This is a genomic window from Lacrimispora indolis DSM 755 (assembly GCF_000526995.1).
Taxonomy (GTDB): Bacteria; Bacillota; Clostridia; order Lachnospirales; family Lachnospiraceae; genus Lacrimispora; species Lacrimispora indolis.
In genome coordinates this window covers 2,501,163-2,517,021 of record NZ_AZUI01000001.1, presented here as the reverse complement: position 1 = coordinate 2,517,021, position 15,859 = coordinate 2,501,163, and the positions used below count along the sequence as shown (strand labels likewise).

Annotated in this window: 16 protein-coding genes; all 16 read right to left on the bottom strand. The window is 40.3% G+C overall.

The features are described from left to right. Positions 1–7: 7 nt before the first annotated feature. The 16 genes from K401_RS0112120 to K401_RS32875 all read right to left on the bottom strand — a co-directional run bounded on the left by K401_RS0112120 (position 8) and on the right by K401_RS32875 (position 15,801). On the bottom strand, positions 8–322 hold the full coding sequence (locus tag K401_RS0112120) for a hypothetical protein (protein ID WP_024293198.1): 315 nt from the start codon (positions 320–322) through the stop codon (positions 8–10). Then, positions 312–755: an SHOCT-like domain-containing protein gene (locus K401_RS0112115; RefSeq protein ID WP_024293197.1), complete on the bottom strand. Its 444-nt coding sequence runs from the start codon at positions 753–755 to the stop codon at positions 312–314. Before K401_RS0112115 ends, K401_RS0112120 begins: the two co-directional genes overlap by 11 nt. A 19-nt stretch (positions 756–774) precedes the next feature. Continuing rightward, positions 775–1,164 (bottom strand): DUF2089 domain-containing protein, encoded by a 390-nt coding sequence (locus K401_RS0112110; RefSeq protein WP_024293196.1) that lies wholly within the window; start codon positions 1,162–1,164, stop codon positions 775–777. Between the two features lie 105 nt (positions 1,165–1,269). Next, the gene (locus tag K401_RS0112105) at positions 1,270–1,467 is read right to left on the bottom strand and encodes a hypothetical protein (RefSeq protein WP_156945276.1); all 198 of its coding nucleotides are present in this window, start codon (positions 1,465–1,467) and stop codon (positions 1,270–1,272) included. Between the two features lie 299 nt (positions 1,468–1,766). Then, a complete protein-coding gene (locus K401_RS0112100) occupies positions 1,767–3,050 on the bottom strand; it encodes a 4Fe-4S dicluster domain-containing protein (RefSeq protein ID WP_024293194.1) in 1,284 nt (427 codons plus the stop codon). A gap of 108 nt (positions 3,051–3,158) precedes the next feature. After that, positions 3,159–5,708, bottom strand: a complete 2,550-nt coding sequence (locus K401_RS0112095; protein WP_024293193.1) for a PEP/pyruvate-binding domain-containing protein — start codon at positions 5,706–5,708, stop codon at positions 3,159–3,161. Between the two features lie 167 nt (positions 5,709–5,875). After that, positions 5,876–6,547 (bottom strand): FadR/GntR family transcriptional regulator, encoded by a 672-nt coding sequence (locus tag K401_RS0112090; protein WP_024293192.1) that lies wholly within the window; start codon positions 6,545–6,547, stop codon positions 5,876–5,878. 169 nt (positions 6,548–6,716) lie between these two features. Further along, the gene (locus K401_RS0112085; RefSeq protein WP_024293191.1) at positions 6,717–8,819 is read right to left on the bottom strand and encodes an ADP-ribosylglycohydrolase family protein; all 2,103 of its coding nucleotides are present in this window, start codon (positions 8,817–8,819) and stop codon (positions 6,717–6,719) included. 62 nt (positions 8,820–8,881) lie between these two features. Beyond that, positions 8,882–9,871 (bottom strand): ADP-ribosylglycohydrolase family protein, encoded by a 990-nt coding sequence (locus K401_RS0112080; protein ID WP_242837827.1) that lies wholly within the window; start codon positions 9,869–9,871, stop codon positions 8,882–8,884. A 20-nt stretch (positions 9,872–9,891) separates the two neighbouring features. Further along, on the bottom strand, positions 9,892–11,211 hold the full coding sequence (locus K401_RS0112075) for an extracellular solute-binding protein (protein ID WP_207641459.1): 1,320 nt from the start codon (positions 11,209–11,211) through the stop codon (positions 9,892–9,894). Positions 11,212–11,432: 221 nt separating this feature from the next. Further along, on the bottom strand, positions 11,433–12,320 hold the full coding sequence (locus K401_RS0112070; protein WP_024293188.1) for a carbohydrate ABC transporter permease: 888 nt from the start codon (positions 12,318–12,320) through the stop codon (positions 11,433–11,435). 10 nt (positions 12,321–12,330) lie between these two features. Beyond that, positions 12,331–13,251 carry an ABC transporter permease gene (locus K401_RS0112065; protein ID WP_024293187.1) on the bottom strand — a complete coding sequence of 307 codons (921 nt, stop codon included), beginning with the start codon at positions 13,249–13,251 and terminating at the stop codon, positions 12,331–12,333. A gap of 18 nt (positions 13,252–13,269) precedes the next feature. Continuing rightward, entirely contained in the window at positions 13,270–13,590 is a 321-nt protein-coding gene (locus K401_RS0112060) for a DUF4387 domain-containing protein (protein WP_024293186.1), read from the bottom strand. 18 nt (positions 13,591–13,608) lie between these two features. Beyond that, positions 13,609–14,973 carry an acyclic terpene utilization AtuA family protein gene (locus tag K401_RS0112055; RefSeq protein ID WP_024293185.1) on the bottom strand — a complete coding sequence of 455 codons (1,365 nt, stop codon included), beginning with the start codon at positions 14,971–14,973 and terminating at the stop codon, positions 13,609–13,611. 192 nt (positions 14,974–15,165) lie between these two features. Continuing rightward, positions 15,166–15,615 (bottom strand): YaiI/YqxD family protein, encoded by a 450-nt coding sequence (locus tag K401_RS0112050; RefSeq protein ID WP_024293184.1) that lies wholly within the window; start codon positions 15,613–15,615, stop codon positions 15,166–15,168. Positions 15,616–15,651: 36 nt separating this feature from the next. Then, positions 15,652–15,801, bottom strand: coding sequence for an RNA 2'-phosphotransferase family protein (locus tag K401_RS32875; protein WP_156945275.1), 150 nt, complete (start codon positions 15,799–15,801; stop codon positions 15,652–15,654). Positions 15,802–15,859 lie beyond the last annotated feature (58 nt).

Below are 15,859 nucleotides of genomic sequence, written 5' to 3'. Positions count from 1 at the left end.
ACATGCTTTACCTGATTTTAATTAATACTTTGACTTTGCCGGTGGTGACATCCACAAGATTATATGGTTCATCCCCGGATAAGGAATCCAGCAGCTTCATGGCTGCAATAATGAGTACTTTCACTGAATGGACGGTGATTGGGGAGGATGAACCGGGATCAGGCACTTTTGGTACAAAAAAACATGCGACAGTCAGTAAATCCTGAAAACAGTCCAATAATTCCTGAAAGATATACAAGGGGATTGGAAAGGGAATACTTATGAACCTTCTGTTCTCGATCTGGAGCTTGATCCTCAAAAAATGAAAGCCCTTAATCGACATACACTTTCACCTTTACCATTGCTTTATGGCTTTCATCCCAGGCTTCCACATCAACGATATTCGGATCATCCAAGGTACCGTTTATGATCTCCTCGATTATCTTTGCAAAATCGATGCTGGAAATATTGATCCCCTTGGCTTCCATCTCTCTTCTGGCATCAGCAGGAACCATAGTAGTCATCTTATCAGCAATTTCACTGATCGTAGTCAGCAAACGTAACGGTATATTTACGTTAACATTAACGGAATTATCATCCGACGTTACTTTTACTTTAAGGAACTTATAGTTTCGTCTTGCAGCAGTTACAGCTTCAACCCTTTGGATTGATTCTGTTCCCTTAGTCACATTCAGAGCTTCCAAAAGCTCCATACCTTCGGCAGCGGTAATCTGCCCTTTTTCTATCATTTCCAGTATTCTTTGTTGTTCACTCATGGACTGACCCTCCTATTAATTATAGATTTTTAATTCGTTCCGTTGCTTCCTTTGGGGAGATTTTACCTTTTGATAATTGGTCAAGAATTTCATTCCTGGCGGTTGCTTTATCTTCATTCTCCTTAATTGATTCTTTTGATGATACTTCATACCCAAGGCCTCTTATGACCGAATCCAGTTTCCCCCGGACCGTGGGATAAGAGATGCCCAGTTCTTTCTCAACATCCTTGATATTACCGCGGCATCTTATGAACACCTTGACAAACTCAAGATCTTCTTCCGGAAGGCGGCAGAATTCACAAGGCTGGAAATCTCCTTCAATGATTGTGGAGCACTTGGGACAGCCAAGCCTTGTTATGGAAAGCTTTTCGCCGCATACGGGGCATTTGCCCGGAGCTTTGTATTTCATTATTTTCACCATCCTGATGTGTTATTTGACTATAATATACAACTATATATTAAAAATGTCAATATTAAAATCAATTATATTAATTTTTATATTAATATAATTGATTTAAAAATCAAATATATTAAGCCTGTTCTTTAATGATTTTAATTTTGCTGAAAGATGGAGTGGATTCATGATCAGATTCATTTGATAATAAAAATCCACCTGTCTCTTTCCTGTCTCCTTTGCCCCGCCTGTCCAGGCTCTGAGTTTTTTTTCAATCATCCGGTTTACACACAACCGGCCAAGGATCACTTTGGGCATAAGAAATAGACACTTACACAGGACATACATTGTACGGGTTTCCATTTTCATTTTATTGTCTGTACCTTTGAGAAAATTATTGCCTAGGTCTAAAACTGCCCCACTCTCTACAGAGCTTACATCACGCTGCAGCCTCTTGATAATATCAAATATTCAAACGCACTGAATAAATTACATTTTCCTCTAACAAAAAAGGAGCAAAAGCCCGATTGCCTCTGCACCCCGTTTAATATTTTGATAAATTTTTTATAATTTCTTATTTTGTACATTAAAACATGGCTATGGACTTGCAGTGCATATTACGGCCTTTTGGCACTTTTATTTGACAGCAGTTTATCTAAATATATGGATTTAAATTGTTTGCTGGCCATTACCTGCTTTAAAGGGGGCAGCTTAAGAATCACTCCAAGTACTGCCGCCATCGCACGATGATTGGCAAATGCCTGGTTATCAAATATGAGATTTTGGAGGGTTCCCTTTTCGATTGCCTGCAGTACAAATCTATGGGTACTATTCACCGGCGTAATAACTTGAACCTCTCTTCGCACTAACTCAATGGCATCTTTAGGACAACTCCGCACACATACTCCACAACCAAGACATACTTCATGATCCACTTGAGCTGTTCTCTTACCCCCGCTGTTGTTTTTCATAGAAATTGCCAATACCGGACATACCTTTTCGCATTTGCCACAGCCTACACATTGCTTTGAAATCTCAGGTATATAATTTGTAGTGGCCACCGGCTGCATTGGGCTGAATTTTCTTGCTGCCTGCAGTGCTTCACAGCAGCAGCCGCAGCAATTGCAGATAAATGCCGGGGCTTCACGAACATTTTCTCCAATTTGCACCAGATTAGCAGCATAAGAACGTTCTAATACATCCATTGCCTCTTTCTTATCAATTAACCTCGCATGGTGTCCATTTTCTGCAAGAGAACGGGCAACATTACCAAAGGTGAGGCAAACATCCAATGGGGCATTTATTTCACATGGGTGGCCGGCATGCAGCATCTTATGCCTGCAATAACAAGTTCCAAGGCCTATATGAACCGCTTCCTCAATAATATGGCTCGCTCTTTCGTAATCCAAAATATGAATTGTATTTTCATTAGTCAGAACCGGCTCCTGCACGTAAACTCGTCCAAGGTGCGTCTCTGTTGCGAAGAATAAGTCCTTAACAAAATCTTCTTCTACGTTCATATACTGATAATACAATTCACTTAAAAATTTCTGGTCAATATCACCTCTTGTGCGCATCAATGCAAATTCAATAAACCCTGCCATTGGCGGCGGCATTACAAATTGACGCACCCCATCATAAAATGAATCCACAAGTAACGCTTTCCCGCAAAGATGTTCTAAAAAAGCTTCTGCTTTCCATTCACTGGTATTCCAGATTTTTGCTGCTTTTTTTGCAGTAAATGGACGAACCGGCAATAGCGAGACCCATTTGGCTTCCTTTTCCGTATAAAGGACCTGCAAAATTTTATACAGGCTGTCCGACGGAGGGGCCCCTTGTGTAAACCAATTGATTCTTTCTTCTAAATTCTTATAGGCATCCTTACTTGTAATATGTCCCATGGATTCACCTTCCTAATATTAAGTTTGGATAGACTTATAACTACTTTATCAAATTGTATCCATTAATGTCTGATTCACACCCTGTACTTCCTCAAAACCGGCGTGACCTTATCTGCATAACAGCCTTTGTGTCACAACATCAGAATATATCTCCATGCCAGCGGTTTCAGCAATATGAATTACATCTGAAAACTGTTCGCTTTGGGGTAATAAAGAAGCCAACCGATTCTCCTCCTTAAGAATGCGGTCAGGGTTAAATACTACATCTTTGTATCCATCAAAAATGGCCACATAAAAAATCCCTGCCTCAACGATATCCTGAAAAAAATGACTTCCATAGGACAGCTCCGGCATAAATCCTGCTTTTCTCGATGAGTACTCACAAATGACCGTCATGTTACACAATTCAGTAAAATGTACCGGTACACCTAAGGATGGTGTTGTACTTCCCCATCTGCCCGGACCTGCCAGCATGACATGTTTCCCTTTCATTTCTTTGTTGATCAAACCGATCTGCCTGGCCACAGCATATTTCCCCTGCTCGTTCAGCTCTAAGTATGTGTTCGCCGGAATAAACACAATAAAATCAATGGGCAGGCGTACACTTCCCCCCATAAAATTTCCTTTTCCGGAGAAAAAGCAATCCTTATGATCCGCCAGCTCCGGTATTTTTACTGTGCTGCCTAAACCTTTGGTTTGCAATGGGCGGCATTGCAGAAGATTGATTTTGAAAAGATTGTCTTTTTTTAGATTAGCTGTAAATTCAATATCAACAGGGTAATCATAGGCTTGGGACAATAATGCCAGAATTTCTTTCAATACTGAGGCGATCTCTGTATCCGTGAACAATTTCTTAAAATCTAAAATATGAGGAATCTTTCGATCCATATATCCCAGCTCACGCATTCGGGACTCTGTTGCATAATCAGGGCTCATAAACATCTTCTTATCTGTTTTTAAATCCAGCGAAAGGATTTCATCCAGGTCTATGCTTTCTAAATCATTATCTTTAAAAGAAAGAATATCCAACCGATGCTGGGAGAACTTATTCTGATCCTCATAATTCATGGGGGGAATTCGCAAAGGATTATCCAAACATACAACCTTCACATAATCACCATCCGTCCGGTTAACTGCCCTTGTACCAAGGCCAAATACCAGACGAAGCATCCCTGAATTCATATCAATGCTCTCATCCCAGACATAAAGATTAGAAGAATTTCCCACACCGGCAACATGGGGAAAAAAGTATTCTCCATATTGATCGCCTGAAACACGCTGGACCAATATAGCCATTTGTTCGTCCAGTTCAAAAAGCCCCCTGTTCATCCTGTAATCAAGTGCATCCTCATTCATTGTGCTTGCATAAACAGTACGAATGGCCTGTTCAAAGGCTTCATACCGGTCCTCAGGAGTTCCTTGATTCACGCAGAAAACACTTTCATATTTTCCCGCAAATGCATTCCCAAAGTTATCCTCAAGCAGAGAGCTGGAACGAATGATAATTGGAGACTGTCCGAAATATTCCAGCATCTGCAAAAACTGTTCCTGAATGTCCTTAGGGAACTTTCCGTGAAAAAGCTTATCTCTCAGTTCAGGTGCATACTTATAATATCCCTCCTTCGTCTTTTGCTTTGCACGAAGTCTCCACCAACCGTTTTGTACAATATAGGTGTAAAAAACATCCGCCCCGATATAGAAGGAATCATGAGGTTCCATGAATGGCGTGAAACGATTTTTTCCTTCAATCTCCAGAATCTTTCTGGCCAAAAGCATACCCACACTTTTTCCGCCAATAAAACCGCTGCCGACTTCCCTGGATGCAATCATCAGAATATCTCTTAAGGTAAAATAGCGGTCACACAGTTCAAACATTCTGGAATCACTGCCTATCAGCATATACATTAAGTGCTTCTTCGTTTCTTCCTGCTGCTTAAGGGAACCGTTCAACACCTCTTTTGCTCTGTTAAAAATGACATTCCAATAATCTAGCCGGTTTTCCCCCCGCTGAATGTTAGTAAACAACTCAGAAGCGTCAGAGCTGGCCGTGATACAGACAGCCTCCTGGCCTTGAATCAAATGAGGGAAAAACATGGTAGGCGAATACCGCTGCCATACCTTGAGGGGGTGAATATATGTTTTATTATTTACCTGATATATATCAAGTAAAAGCTGAGTCGTTTCACGAATACCTGCAATTGTGCTGTAGGTATGAAAGTTTCGTATAATAGCGAAATATGCTACCGTATCCAATTCATATAGATATGGACAGGTGGCCTTAAAAAAATTGCCGATCATCAAATCCGAATGCCAGTATTTTAGCAGATCAGTCAGACAATCAAAAACATACAAGACCCTTTTACCCTCTTTTTTAATCAGGTTATATATTTCTGTAGTAAAACTTTCAAACCCTTTACTGGCATCGATGCGATATACCTTGATATCCTGGCTGTCAGCCAGTATCTGTTCATGGCTGGCAAAACGGATGTAAACCAATCTCATATGATCCATCTTAGCCTTTACAACAAAATGATCAACCATTTTCTTATAGTCAGAGACCGAATCCGCCTGCCAGACTACATTATCTCCAAGCCGAAGATGGTCAATTACCTGATCAAAACCATTTAAACCGGTACTTACTTTATCGTGTAAATTCATAGCACACCCCATTTCAAATTTATCACTATTTCATTATTTCAGCTTAACTATTTTTTCATACCGTTATAAAAACACCTCCAAACTGAGTCATTCTAATTTACATCAGCTTGGAGGGTTACACATTCCTTGAGATACTCCCGTCAGCTTTATGCAACAGAGCTCTGCTCTCAACCGTTTTTAATATTTTGTAATACATTTTTAAGATGGCCTACCACAGCTGCTTTTGCCTTTTCTTTATCTCTTTCCTTAAGCGCCTGAATAATGTCACGATGTTCTTTATATATCTCCTGTCTGCGGTTTGCATTCTTAGTAGTATGGGCAGCAACCTCATCAATGATATCATAATAGGAATCAATAAAATTCATAAACATCGCATTATGGGAAAGCTCTGCAAGACGATAGTGAAAATAGTGATCAATGGAACGCGCTCCTTTTTTCTTGTCTGTTTCTGAAATCAGATCATATAATTCTGCAATCTCCTCATCAGATGCAGTTTCAATAATTTTCTCCACAGTTCTTTGTTCTAAGCAAATGCGCATTTCAATTAAATCGCTGTAAGTACCTTCTTTTAGTGTAATTCCTGCTGAAACATTCATAATATCTAAAATATTCGGATTAACAAATGTACCTTCTTTCGGCTTTCTACAGATATAATTTCTTGCTTGTAATATCGTCAGGGCTTCTCTTAGAATTCCTCTGCTTACGCAGAATTCATCAGCCAAATCAAGTTCATTTGGTAATTTATCTCCAGGTTTTAAAGTTCCGTCTTTTATCTGTTCCATTATAACCCGTACAACTTTATCTGATAATCTTTCATTCTCAATTGGAGCAAAACCCATATTGATACCTCGCTTCATCTCTAACTTTACGTTTAAAAGGTCTAATACTTTAATTATACCTTAATTAATAGATAAGTCAACGAATTGCCTTGACCTCTCCCTGCAATACAGAACCTATATCCTATCCTGTGAACGGATCGGCAGAGTTTCACAGCAAAGATAATATATGCTAAATCTCTATAATTTCAAAATCACCGAATAAGGTTCTCCCCATACCAATGGACCCACAGCCAAACATGCCGTACCGGAAGCTGTCATCTTTTATTTCTAATATCTTCTCATCATCTATGGACAAGGCAATCCAATCACCTGCTGCTTCCAGAGTGAGTTTATAAGCAGTCCCTTGCTTCCAGTCAAAATCAGTTTCCACCAGTTTCTTAAAACCAAAATCATTTTTATAAATTGCAGCTTTTCCCTCTTCTGAAAATCCGGCAATATATCCACGCATTACACCTTGAGCACGGATTTGTAACAGGTGGCTTTCCCCATTGACCGGAGTAACCGGCACCGTCAGCCTTACATCCTTTGAAAAATAATTACCGGCATAAGCAAAAGATGGTTCACACCTCATCAGAGACAGCGCTTCTCCGTCTTTTGCCCAGGCTCCATGATTCATAGAAAATGGGGTAATTGTACCAAATTCATTTCGCTGCTTTGCGATTTTAACAGTGTACCTGCTTTTACCTGTAATAGAAAATTCATCTAAGTATAAGAATCCCAGGGTTTTGGCCTTTGCAATGGAATAACCTTCAATTACAATACCGACTTCATCAATTAAATCCCCGTCTGCCTCCGGTATCACAAAGGTCAAGTCAATCCATTCCCCCTGTACTGATTTAACATATCCCTGTAAATGCTCCTTCTTATCGCTCATGGAACGGACATAAGGCGCTATCCCAAGTGTTTCCCAGCCGTTCCATTGATCCAGATAAAGCTTCATGGATACTGTCTGGCCCGGATATGCCGTAGGTGTAAAAACCGGCATATAACGCTCATCAGAAAATTCATCCCGGCGGTAAAAAGGTTTATAGTAAAGCTTACACTGATTTCCCCGTGTCATACGATCAATTAATATTTTCAGGGAGCCGTTTCCTTTGTATGCTATATCAGTGGAATGGCCTGCAGTGCAATAAAATGAATCTGATAACCTCATATTATGAGTGGATCCCGGAAGTTCAAAATCAAAATGCACTTCTCCTTCTTTTATACTGTTAAGAAGGGAGGCAGGGGCTTTTTCCCCGGCCAGTCTGTACCCCAGCAGAGCAACTTCCTTTGCGTAAGTAGGTACATCCAGATTATTCAAATAGCCGGAAACTCCGGATAAAATAATGCCATCATTGATTGGCTTGCGATACCTTTCCGGCAGTCCTTCGATCCCGCACATAACACCCAGCACGGTTCCTGCATTGCCTGCATTACAGTCTGTATCCCAGCCGCACATGGTGGCAATTTCAACTGTCTTTGCAAAGTCTCCATTCCCATATACCATGGATAAGGCACATACTCCTGCGTTAGGTATTATATGGCAGACACCGCCGTATTTATCATACCCCCAATCACGTACCAGCATGTTATAACAATCACGCCAATTATTATTTTCTTTGTGAAAATCAAGTACTGCATTTACAACCTTTGTATATAAGCTATGTTCAGGGATCTGCGACAGCCCGACTTGGATAATTTCATGGATATCCTGGCATTGGAACGCATGGGCAATGCATGCGCAGAAAAAACGGGCGCCATATATTCCTTCTCCGTCATGGGACACACTGGCGGCACTCTGCCCGAACTCAGCTGCTTTGTCCGGCCGGCACGGATTCACCAGTCCCCAGGTATCAATGAATATCTGGCCTCCGATCTGTTCTGCAAGCAATTGGCCATTTTGATTCACGGACCCGGATTGGGGTGCAGGAATGCCATGCTTTAAATTTAAGTAAGCCGTATGCTCCGTGCTGATGCCATAGCCGCCCCACCAGAACATGCCAACACCCTCACGGGCATAATTCAGCCATGCCCTGGCAACATCCTGGGGTTTCAAATCACCGTCTTTTGCATCATCATATAAAGCCCGGAGAAAATAAACCGGCCCATTCACATCATCATCTGCGGCAAAATTTTTATAGTCTTTTACATAATCCGTAATTTCACCGTATGTATTTAAAATACGCTCATAAGTCCATATGGTTGGCTCTACAGGAGCCCCTAAACGAATACCAATATTCATCCCCAAAAATCCGGAATATACCTTTTCCAAATATTTATCAGGTATCATATTCTCATTCTCCTTTGATAACTATGACCTGTCCGTCAACCAGACAGACAGGCCATAGGATATTATTTAATTAAGGCTGCCAATCTGGCTGCCCGGTCAAAGATGTCAATTCCTTTTGTAAAGCCCAAACAGGTTCCGGATGGATATCTGGTTTTTTGCAGCCACTTCTCCGGTATGCCTTTTGCCCCGTATTTTGCTCCAAGAACAGCCCCGGCTACAGCTCCAATGGTATCTGCATCCCGCCCGAAATTGCCGGCGAGAATCAAGCCTGACTTAAAACTGCCATGTTCTAATTTCAGGCACCCAAATACTTCCGGCAGCGCTTCGGCCACCGTAGAACGGTGTGTGGAGAATAATTCATAATGCAATGGCATCCAGGCATCTGCAATATCACCGTTTGCATCATCTACTATTTGAAAGGCTCGTAATAATGTTTCTCTGAACCAGGACCCTTTTGGTGCTGTTTTTAAAACAGAGTCTAATATTTCGTCCATGGAAGCATCCACCATTGCCAGGGATACTGCAACGGCAACGGCCTGTGCTCCCCAGACGCCATCCATATGATGGCTTACGCTGGCATCAATTTCCGCCAGTCTGGCCGCTCTTTCCGGATCACCTGCACATAGGATACCGATTGGGCCGCTTCTCATAGCAGCTCCATCGCTTAAATAGTAAGCATTGAATCTTCCTGATTCCGGCGGACGCATGCCTCTCCGCAGATTATTGCATGCTTCCACTTCGCTGACACCGCCGCGTTTCAGCTCATCTTCTGTTGCCACATGTCTTAACCACATCGTTACTACATCTTCTGAAGTAAAATCACCACCGGCCTCAATTATGGTTTCTGCCGTCAAAAGGGCAAATTCCGTATCATCCGTACTCCAGGAAGAGCCTTTATTAAAGTCCGTAGTGATTCCGTAATCTCTCTGGTTTTCCGGGCTTCTTGCGGCATCACCGAAGGAGTCACCGATCGCTAAGCCACAGAGTGAACCGATTGCTTTATCCAGCGCAGCTTCTTTATTTTGAATCAGATATTCTCTTGTTAACATCATACGTTCCTTTCTTCCCCTGGTTATTTCAATATTGTGTTCGCGTATTCCGTAATTTCCGCTCCGCCTAATGCATTCCAATCTGCAACAAATTGATCAAATTCATCAATGGAACGGTTACCGCTTATTACATCCGCGGCAAATTCTATGTAAAGTGCCTGACTTGCATCCCAGTTTGTTGCATATTCATCCGGTATAACAAATCCATTGTCAAAAGAGGAATAGGTATTGACCATGTCTAAAGATTTAAGGGCTGCTTCGCTGAAATACGGAGTCTTATCTGATATAGGCGCATCAAAATTTGCAATTGATTCATGGAAACGAGGCCACCATTCTGATATTTTATCGGTTAATACAATTTCATTGTTCTCTATATTGTATTCTTCACCTTCGTAGCCCAATTTATCAAGAAGCTGACCTTCCTGACCAGCCATATACTCTAAGACTGCAAAAGCAACATCCTTATTTTCAGAATATTTGCTGATTGCCCAACCGCGGGATTCCTTGCTGACATCTCCTGGAGTATATCCTTGTGCTGCACCCTTTGCCGGGGGAAGAATAACTAATTTCGCATTTTCACCATTTTGTGTAACCATCTTATTATTGTAAATATTAATCACACTGCCCTGGGTTCCGCTTACAACTCCAACTTCGCCATTGTAAAAGGCACTTTCTTTTGTATCCCATTTTTTTGTTAACCATTCATTATCCAACAAGCCCTCTTTATAAAGCTCTGCATAAAAAGCCAATTTTTCTTTTTCTGCATTTGTAACTTTACTGTAAACATATTTATCACCTTCTTTTATCCAGGTTGCCTTAACCCCAAAGGCCAGATTAAATACAGTATCCAGCTCTGTTATATCTCCAGGAACGGTAAATGCAGCTTTTAGATTGTTGTTCTCCTTTAATTCCTGAAAGAATGCTTTATAATTATCTGCAGTTGGGTCATCCAAAAGTGTTTTACTTGATTTTGCCGCATCAAACCAGTCTTGTCTCACAACCGGAACCTTTATTCTATCCGGTGACAACCATATAAGATATGGATAGTTGGCTAACCTTTCCTTGTTATATGGCTGCATTAATGCTTTAATATTCGTTGAATCATTGACATATTGGGTCAAGTCTTCCAAAATTCCCTGGGTAATGGCAAATTGATAATCACCGCCCTGGAAATACATCAGATCCGGAATCTCGCCGCTTTGAAGCAGCAGGCTCATACTTTCAGAGTAAGTTCCATCAGAGATCGGAGCCAGTTCAATATGTACTTCCCGGCCAAGCTCTTTTGAAACACCGCTGCTTACTGCCTCCAGAAATCTTACGGAAACTTCATCATCTGCTGACAAATCCTTAATTACTGCCTTAATTGTTACAGATGCCGAATCATTGGCAATATCCTGGGTGCTCTGTACATTGGAACTGGAATCAATCTTTTTTCCGCAGCCTGCCAGGGACAGTACTGCCATTCCCACAACGAATAAATATGAAATCGTTTTTTTCATTTTACATTCCCTCCATAAAATTAATATAATTTTTTTCTGTGCCTTCTCACAAAACTATCTGTAATCTACTCTTTTACACCTCCTGACATAACACCGCTGGTATAGTATTTAAGAATAATTGGATATAGTAATAAAATTGGTACAACAGCCACTACAATGGTTGCAGCTTTTAAGGAAGCGTTATCCAGCTGTGCAATATTATTATTAGCTAAAATATTGGATGCTCCCACAATTACCTGGGAATCTGAATTAACTACAAATTGTCTTAAAAGCACCTGTAAAACAGTGTGATTTTTGCTGGTTAAAAAGATACTTGATTTAAAAAATTCATTCCAGCGGAACACCGCATAAAACATTCCTACCGTGATCAATGGGATTCTGCATAAAGGAATCATGATCTTAAATAAGATGTTATAATGCCCGGCTCCATCAATTCTTGCAGCATCTTGAATGGAAGCCGGCACCTCTTCCATAAATCTCATTAATATGATCAGGTAATAAACGTTTACGCTTCTGTAAATAACCATGGAAAACAGGTTATCCAATAAATGAATATTCTTCATCAAAAAATATTCCTGTACAATTCCCGGTTCAAATATCATCATAATAATAAAGAAATACATAAAGACCTTTTTGCCAACCAGTCCCGGCCTTGTTAATACATAGGCCGCACTGGAAGTCAATGTTATATTTAAAAACACACCTGCAGCCGTAATAAATAATGAGTTCAGTATGCTTCTGATTACAATAGGCTGTCCTAGAATGACCTGATAATTCACCGTAGAAAATCCCTTGGGCAGAATATCATATCCTTTCAGGCCATGAACCAAATCCGGTTGTGAAAGAGATCTTGCCAGTATATTCAATAATGGAACTAACATACATAAAGCTAAAAGCATCATAATAAAGCCGCACAGAAGTTTGCCAATTGATATTTTCTTTCTTCTTTTCATACTTATCCTCCTACCATGCCCCCTTACCGGTCAGCTTTTTGGAAAACAGATGGGTAGAAACAATTAAGAGCGTACCTATTACACCTTTAAATAAGTTCGCTGCTGTTGCCAAGGAATACTGGGAATTCTGCAGACCGATCCGGTAAACATAGGTGTCTATGATATCGATCTTAGAATTGACCGCAGCATTGGTAAAGTTCAGCACCTGATCCAGACCTGCATTCATAAAGAAACCGATATTCAGAATTAAAACCGTGACCATTGTTACAGCCAAAGCCGGCAGTACGATGCTTCCAACAATCTGAAAACGGTTGGCCCCATCTATTCTTGCAGCTTCATATAGAGTGGGGTCTATCCCCATAATTGCCGTTAAATATACAATGGAATCCCACCCAATGGATCTCCAGGATTCTGATGCCAGCAGAACCCATCTGATTGAACCTTTGCTTGTTAACAAATTTACTTTTTCAAAACCAAGACCAGTCAAAATGCTGTTTAAAATCCCGGTAGATGGGGATAAAAACTCAAACCATATTCCCGCGATTACAACCCAGGAAAGGAAATGAGGCAGATAAGAAATCACCTGTACACTCTTTCGAAAAGGACCTGCTTTAAATTCATTTAACATAATAGCGAAAATAATAGGCATAGGGAAAAACAGGAATATCTTCATCCCACTGATAATCAAAGTGTTTTCCAGTATCTGTAAAAATACCGGAGTTGAAAATAACTTTTTAAAATATGTAAATCCTACAAATACATTGTCACCCTTGATTCGGTAATCATAAAAGGCCAATTTCATACCAATGATCGGAATCACATGGAATACAAAAAAATATAGTAAAGTGGGCAGTAAGGTAAGATATAAAACCCTGTCCCGCCAGATGCGCTTTAACTTTGATTGTCCCCCTCCTGCTTCTCGTTTTGCCATCACCCGTACACTCCCTTTCTAAATGCTGACGATTAATTCACTTAAAGGTGCATGTTGTTGTGCCCCATAAACATCGGTATCATAACAAGTACCTGATGATATTTTTCTCGCAAATGTAATTTTAAACCCCAACGCCTTATCATAAAATACAATTTGTGTAATCTTATCCTCTGTCAACCGGTATAGATTGCAAATCGTAGTTTTATTAATAATATTACTGTTTTTTATTTTTTGATATATTACCGGATCATCAAAAAGCACATCCAGCGTAATCTCAAAGGGTCCACTGTTTTTTGAACGTATTACTTTTGCACAATCGTATAAACTGCATTCCGCCATTTTATCTCCTCCTTTCCATTACATATCAGGGTATTCAATGGGAAACATCTGACAACTATCTTCTACTTCCATTAAGTGATAAACAGAAAATTCATATACTGCACCAAATGGAATATCACTTGGCGCGAACGGAAAAGCCAGATTTCCGGCAGTTGATTTTCTTCCGGCATAACCATAATGAAGTAAACCGGATCGGAGCGAACCGCACACTGCATTGGCAAGTTCCTGGGATTTTGCAATTACCTCAAAAACAATTCCCACTTCATGAGGTAATTCTTTTGAAGGCTCCAACTCTCCCATTACACCATTCATTCCATAATTAATAAAGTGAATGGTATAATCTTCTTCCGGTATATCCGAATAATAAGTTCTAACTTGTTCTTCTGCGAGTCTCTCTATTTCCTCTAACCGTGATATCATAAGAGAATCCCTTACCCCAGCTACCACAAAGGTTCTGTAGGCGACCTTCATGGCTCCCTCTAATTTAATACAATAAGGAGTAGATTTTTCGATCCTGCTTCCGGTTACAAATACGCTCTTTTCATCAACCTGCTTAAATTCACAATCTTCTAAATCAAGGGTAATCCCCGGACCGTGGAGGATATAGGGATGATCTTTTTCATAAAATGTGTGTGCTGCCACAGAAAGAGGAGTGCAAATTCTTTCATCAGATAACGGTGTGATCATAAATCCTTCCTCTGTTATTGTTCCAAGCATACAATCTTTCGTAGTTCCCGGTACGGCACAAAGGGCTGCACACTCAAGAATCTTGCCGGCATGATATCCATAGCTTAAGGGAAATCCGTGATACACGGCTACCGCCGCAAAGGGAGATGGGTCATAAGCTCTTCCGCAGATTATTATATCAGCTTTGGATTCTAATGCTTTAGCAATGGGTTCATGCCCCATCTGAGCCACAATCCCATTGGTCAGTTCCAACCGTTCTTCCGTCAATTTTTTTACAGAAAGACCTAAGGGCTGCACTTTGCCATGATGTAATTTTTCTCTTACCGCTTCCTTAGGAATATCCGCCCATATGATTGCTACCTTTTGTGATTCCAAAGCCTGTTCCTTAAGAATTTCTTTTATAATATTCCAGGTCCATTCCACATGAACTCTTCCCCCGCTTCCTCCGGCTGACCCGATTATTACCGGAATCTTAGCTTTTGCACCTTCCGTAATCATGATTTCCAAGTCTTTTTTACAGGCCTTTTCACTTACAATTGCCACTCCGGCACCTAATTTATGGGGTCCTGCATCAGTACTTCCCGCATCCACAACAATTGCATCCGGTTTATAAGACATTCCTTTCAGAAAAGAGGACTTGGGATATCCATAACCCAGTATTCCGCATGGCGCCAGTATTTTTATTTCTTTCTTCATATGACCTCCAGAATTTAATGTACTATTAAAAACTCATAAGTTTATTTATTTAATTGTTTAACAATTAAATTATAGCACAACAAAGGATCAAGTCAATAATATTTTCCAGAATTTAAATGTTTATCTTTAAAAGTTAAAGAAGCTTTTGCATTTAGCTGATTCGCTCTTTGCAAAAGCTTCTATATCAAATAGTTATTTTTCTACAGCATGAGCAATTAATTTCCGGAACGACTCTTCAAAATACTTATCATCTTCCATAGTTCTCTTTCTTGGTCCGCTTAGATGATTTTTAGATTTTGCTCTTCTTGCTACTTTTGCCATATGCCGTTCCATGAGAAGCTGATCTATGTTGTCATTGGTATACCATCTTCCAGATTGATGAATCGCATAGGCAGCCTTTCCCAGTACCATTGCTGCCACACCATAATCCTGTGTCACCACAATATCACCAGATCTGCATAAGTTTACCAAGGCAAAATCTACTGCATCCGCTCCTGCACCGACAATCTTTATGTCACTGTAAGCAGACTGTAACACATGATTTGTATCACATAGCAGACATACTTCTATCTTATTTCCTGCTGCTACTTTTTCCACAATTTTAACTACCGGACAGGCATCTGCATCCACATAAATCTTCATTTATTTTTTCTCCTCATCAAGTCTATTAAAAGGGAATTATTTTACTTTTTCAAGAAATATTTCAGGCACTTCTTTTATCAGCAATATACTATTTACAGAGTAATTAAATGTATAACCAGCCTTTGGCATGAAACCGGCATTAATCAGATGAACAACAGGCCTTTCATGTCTGCTTCCTGCTTTCATGGCAGTTTCCATATTTATTGTAAACGGACTAACATCATGCTTTTTGGTTCTCATTGCT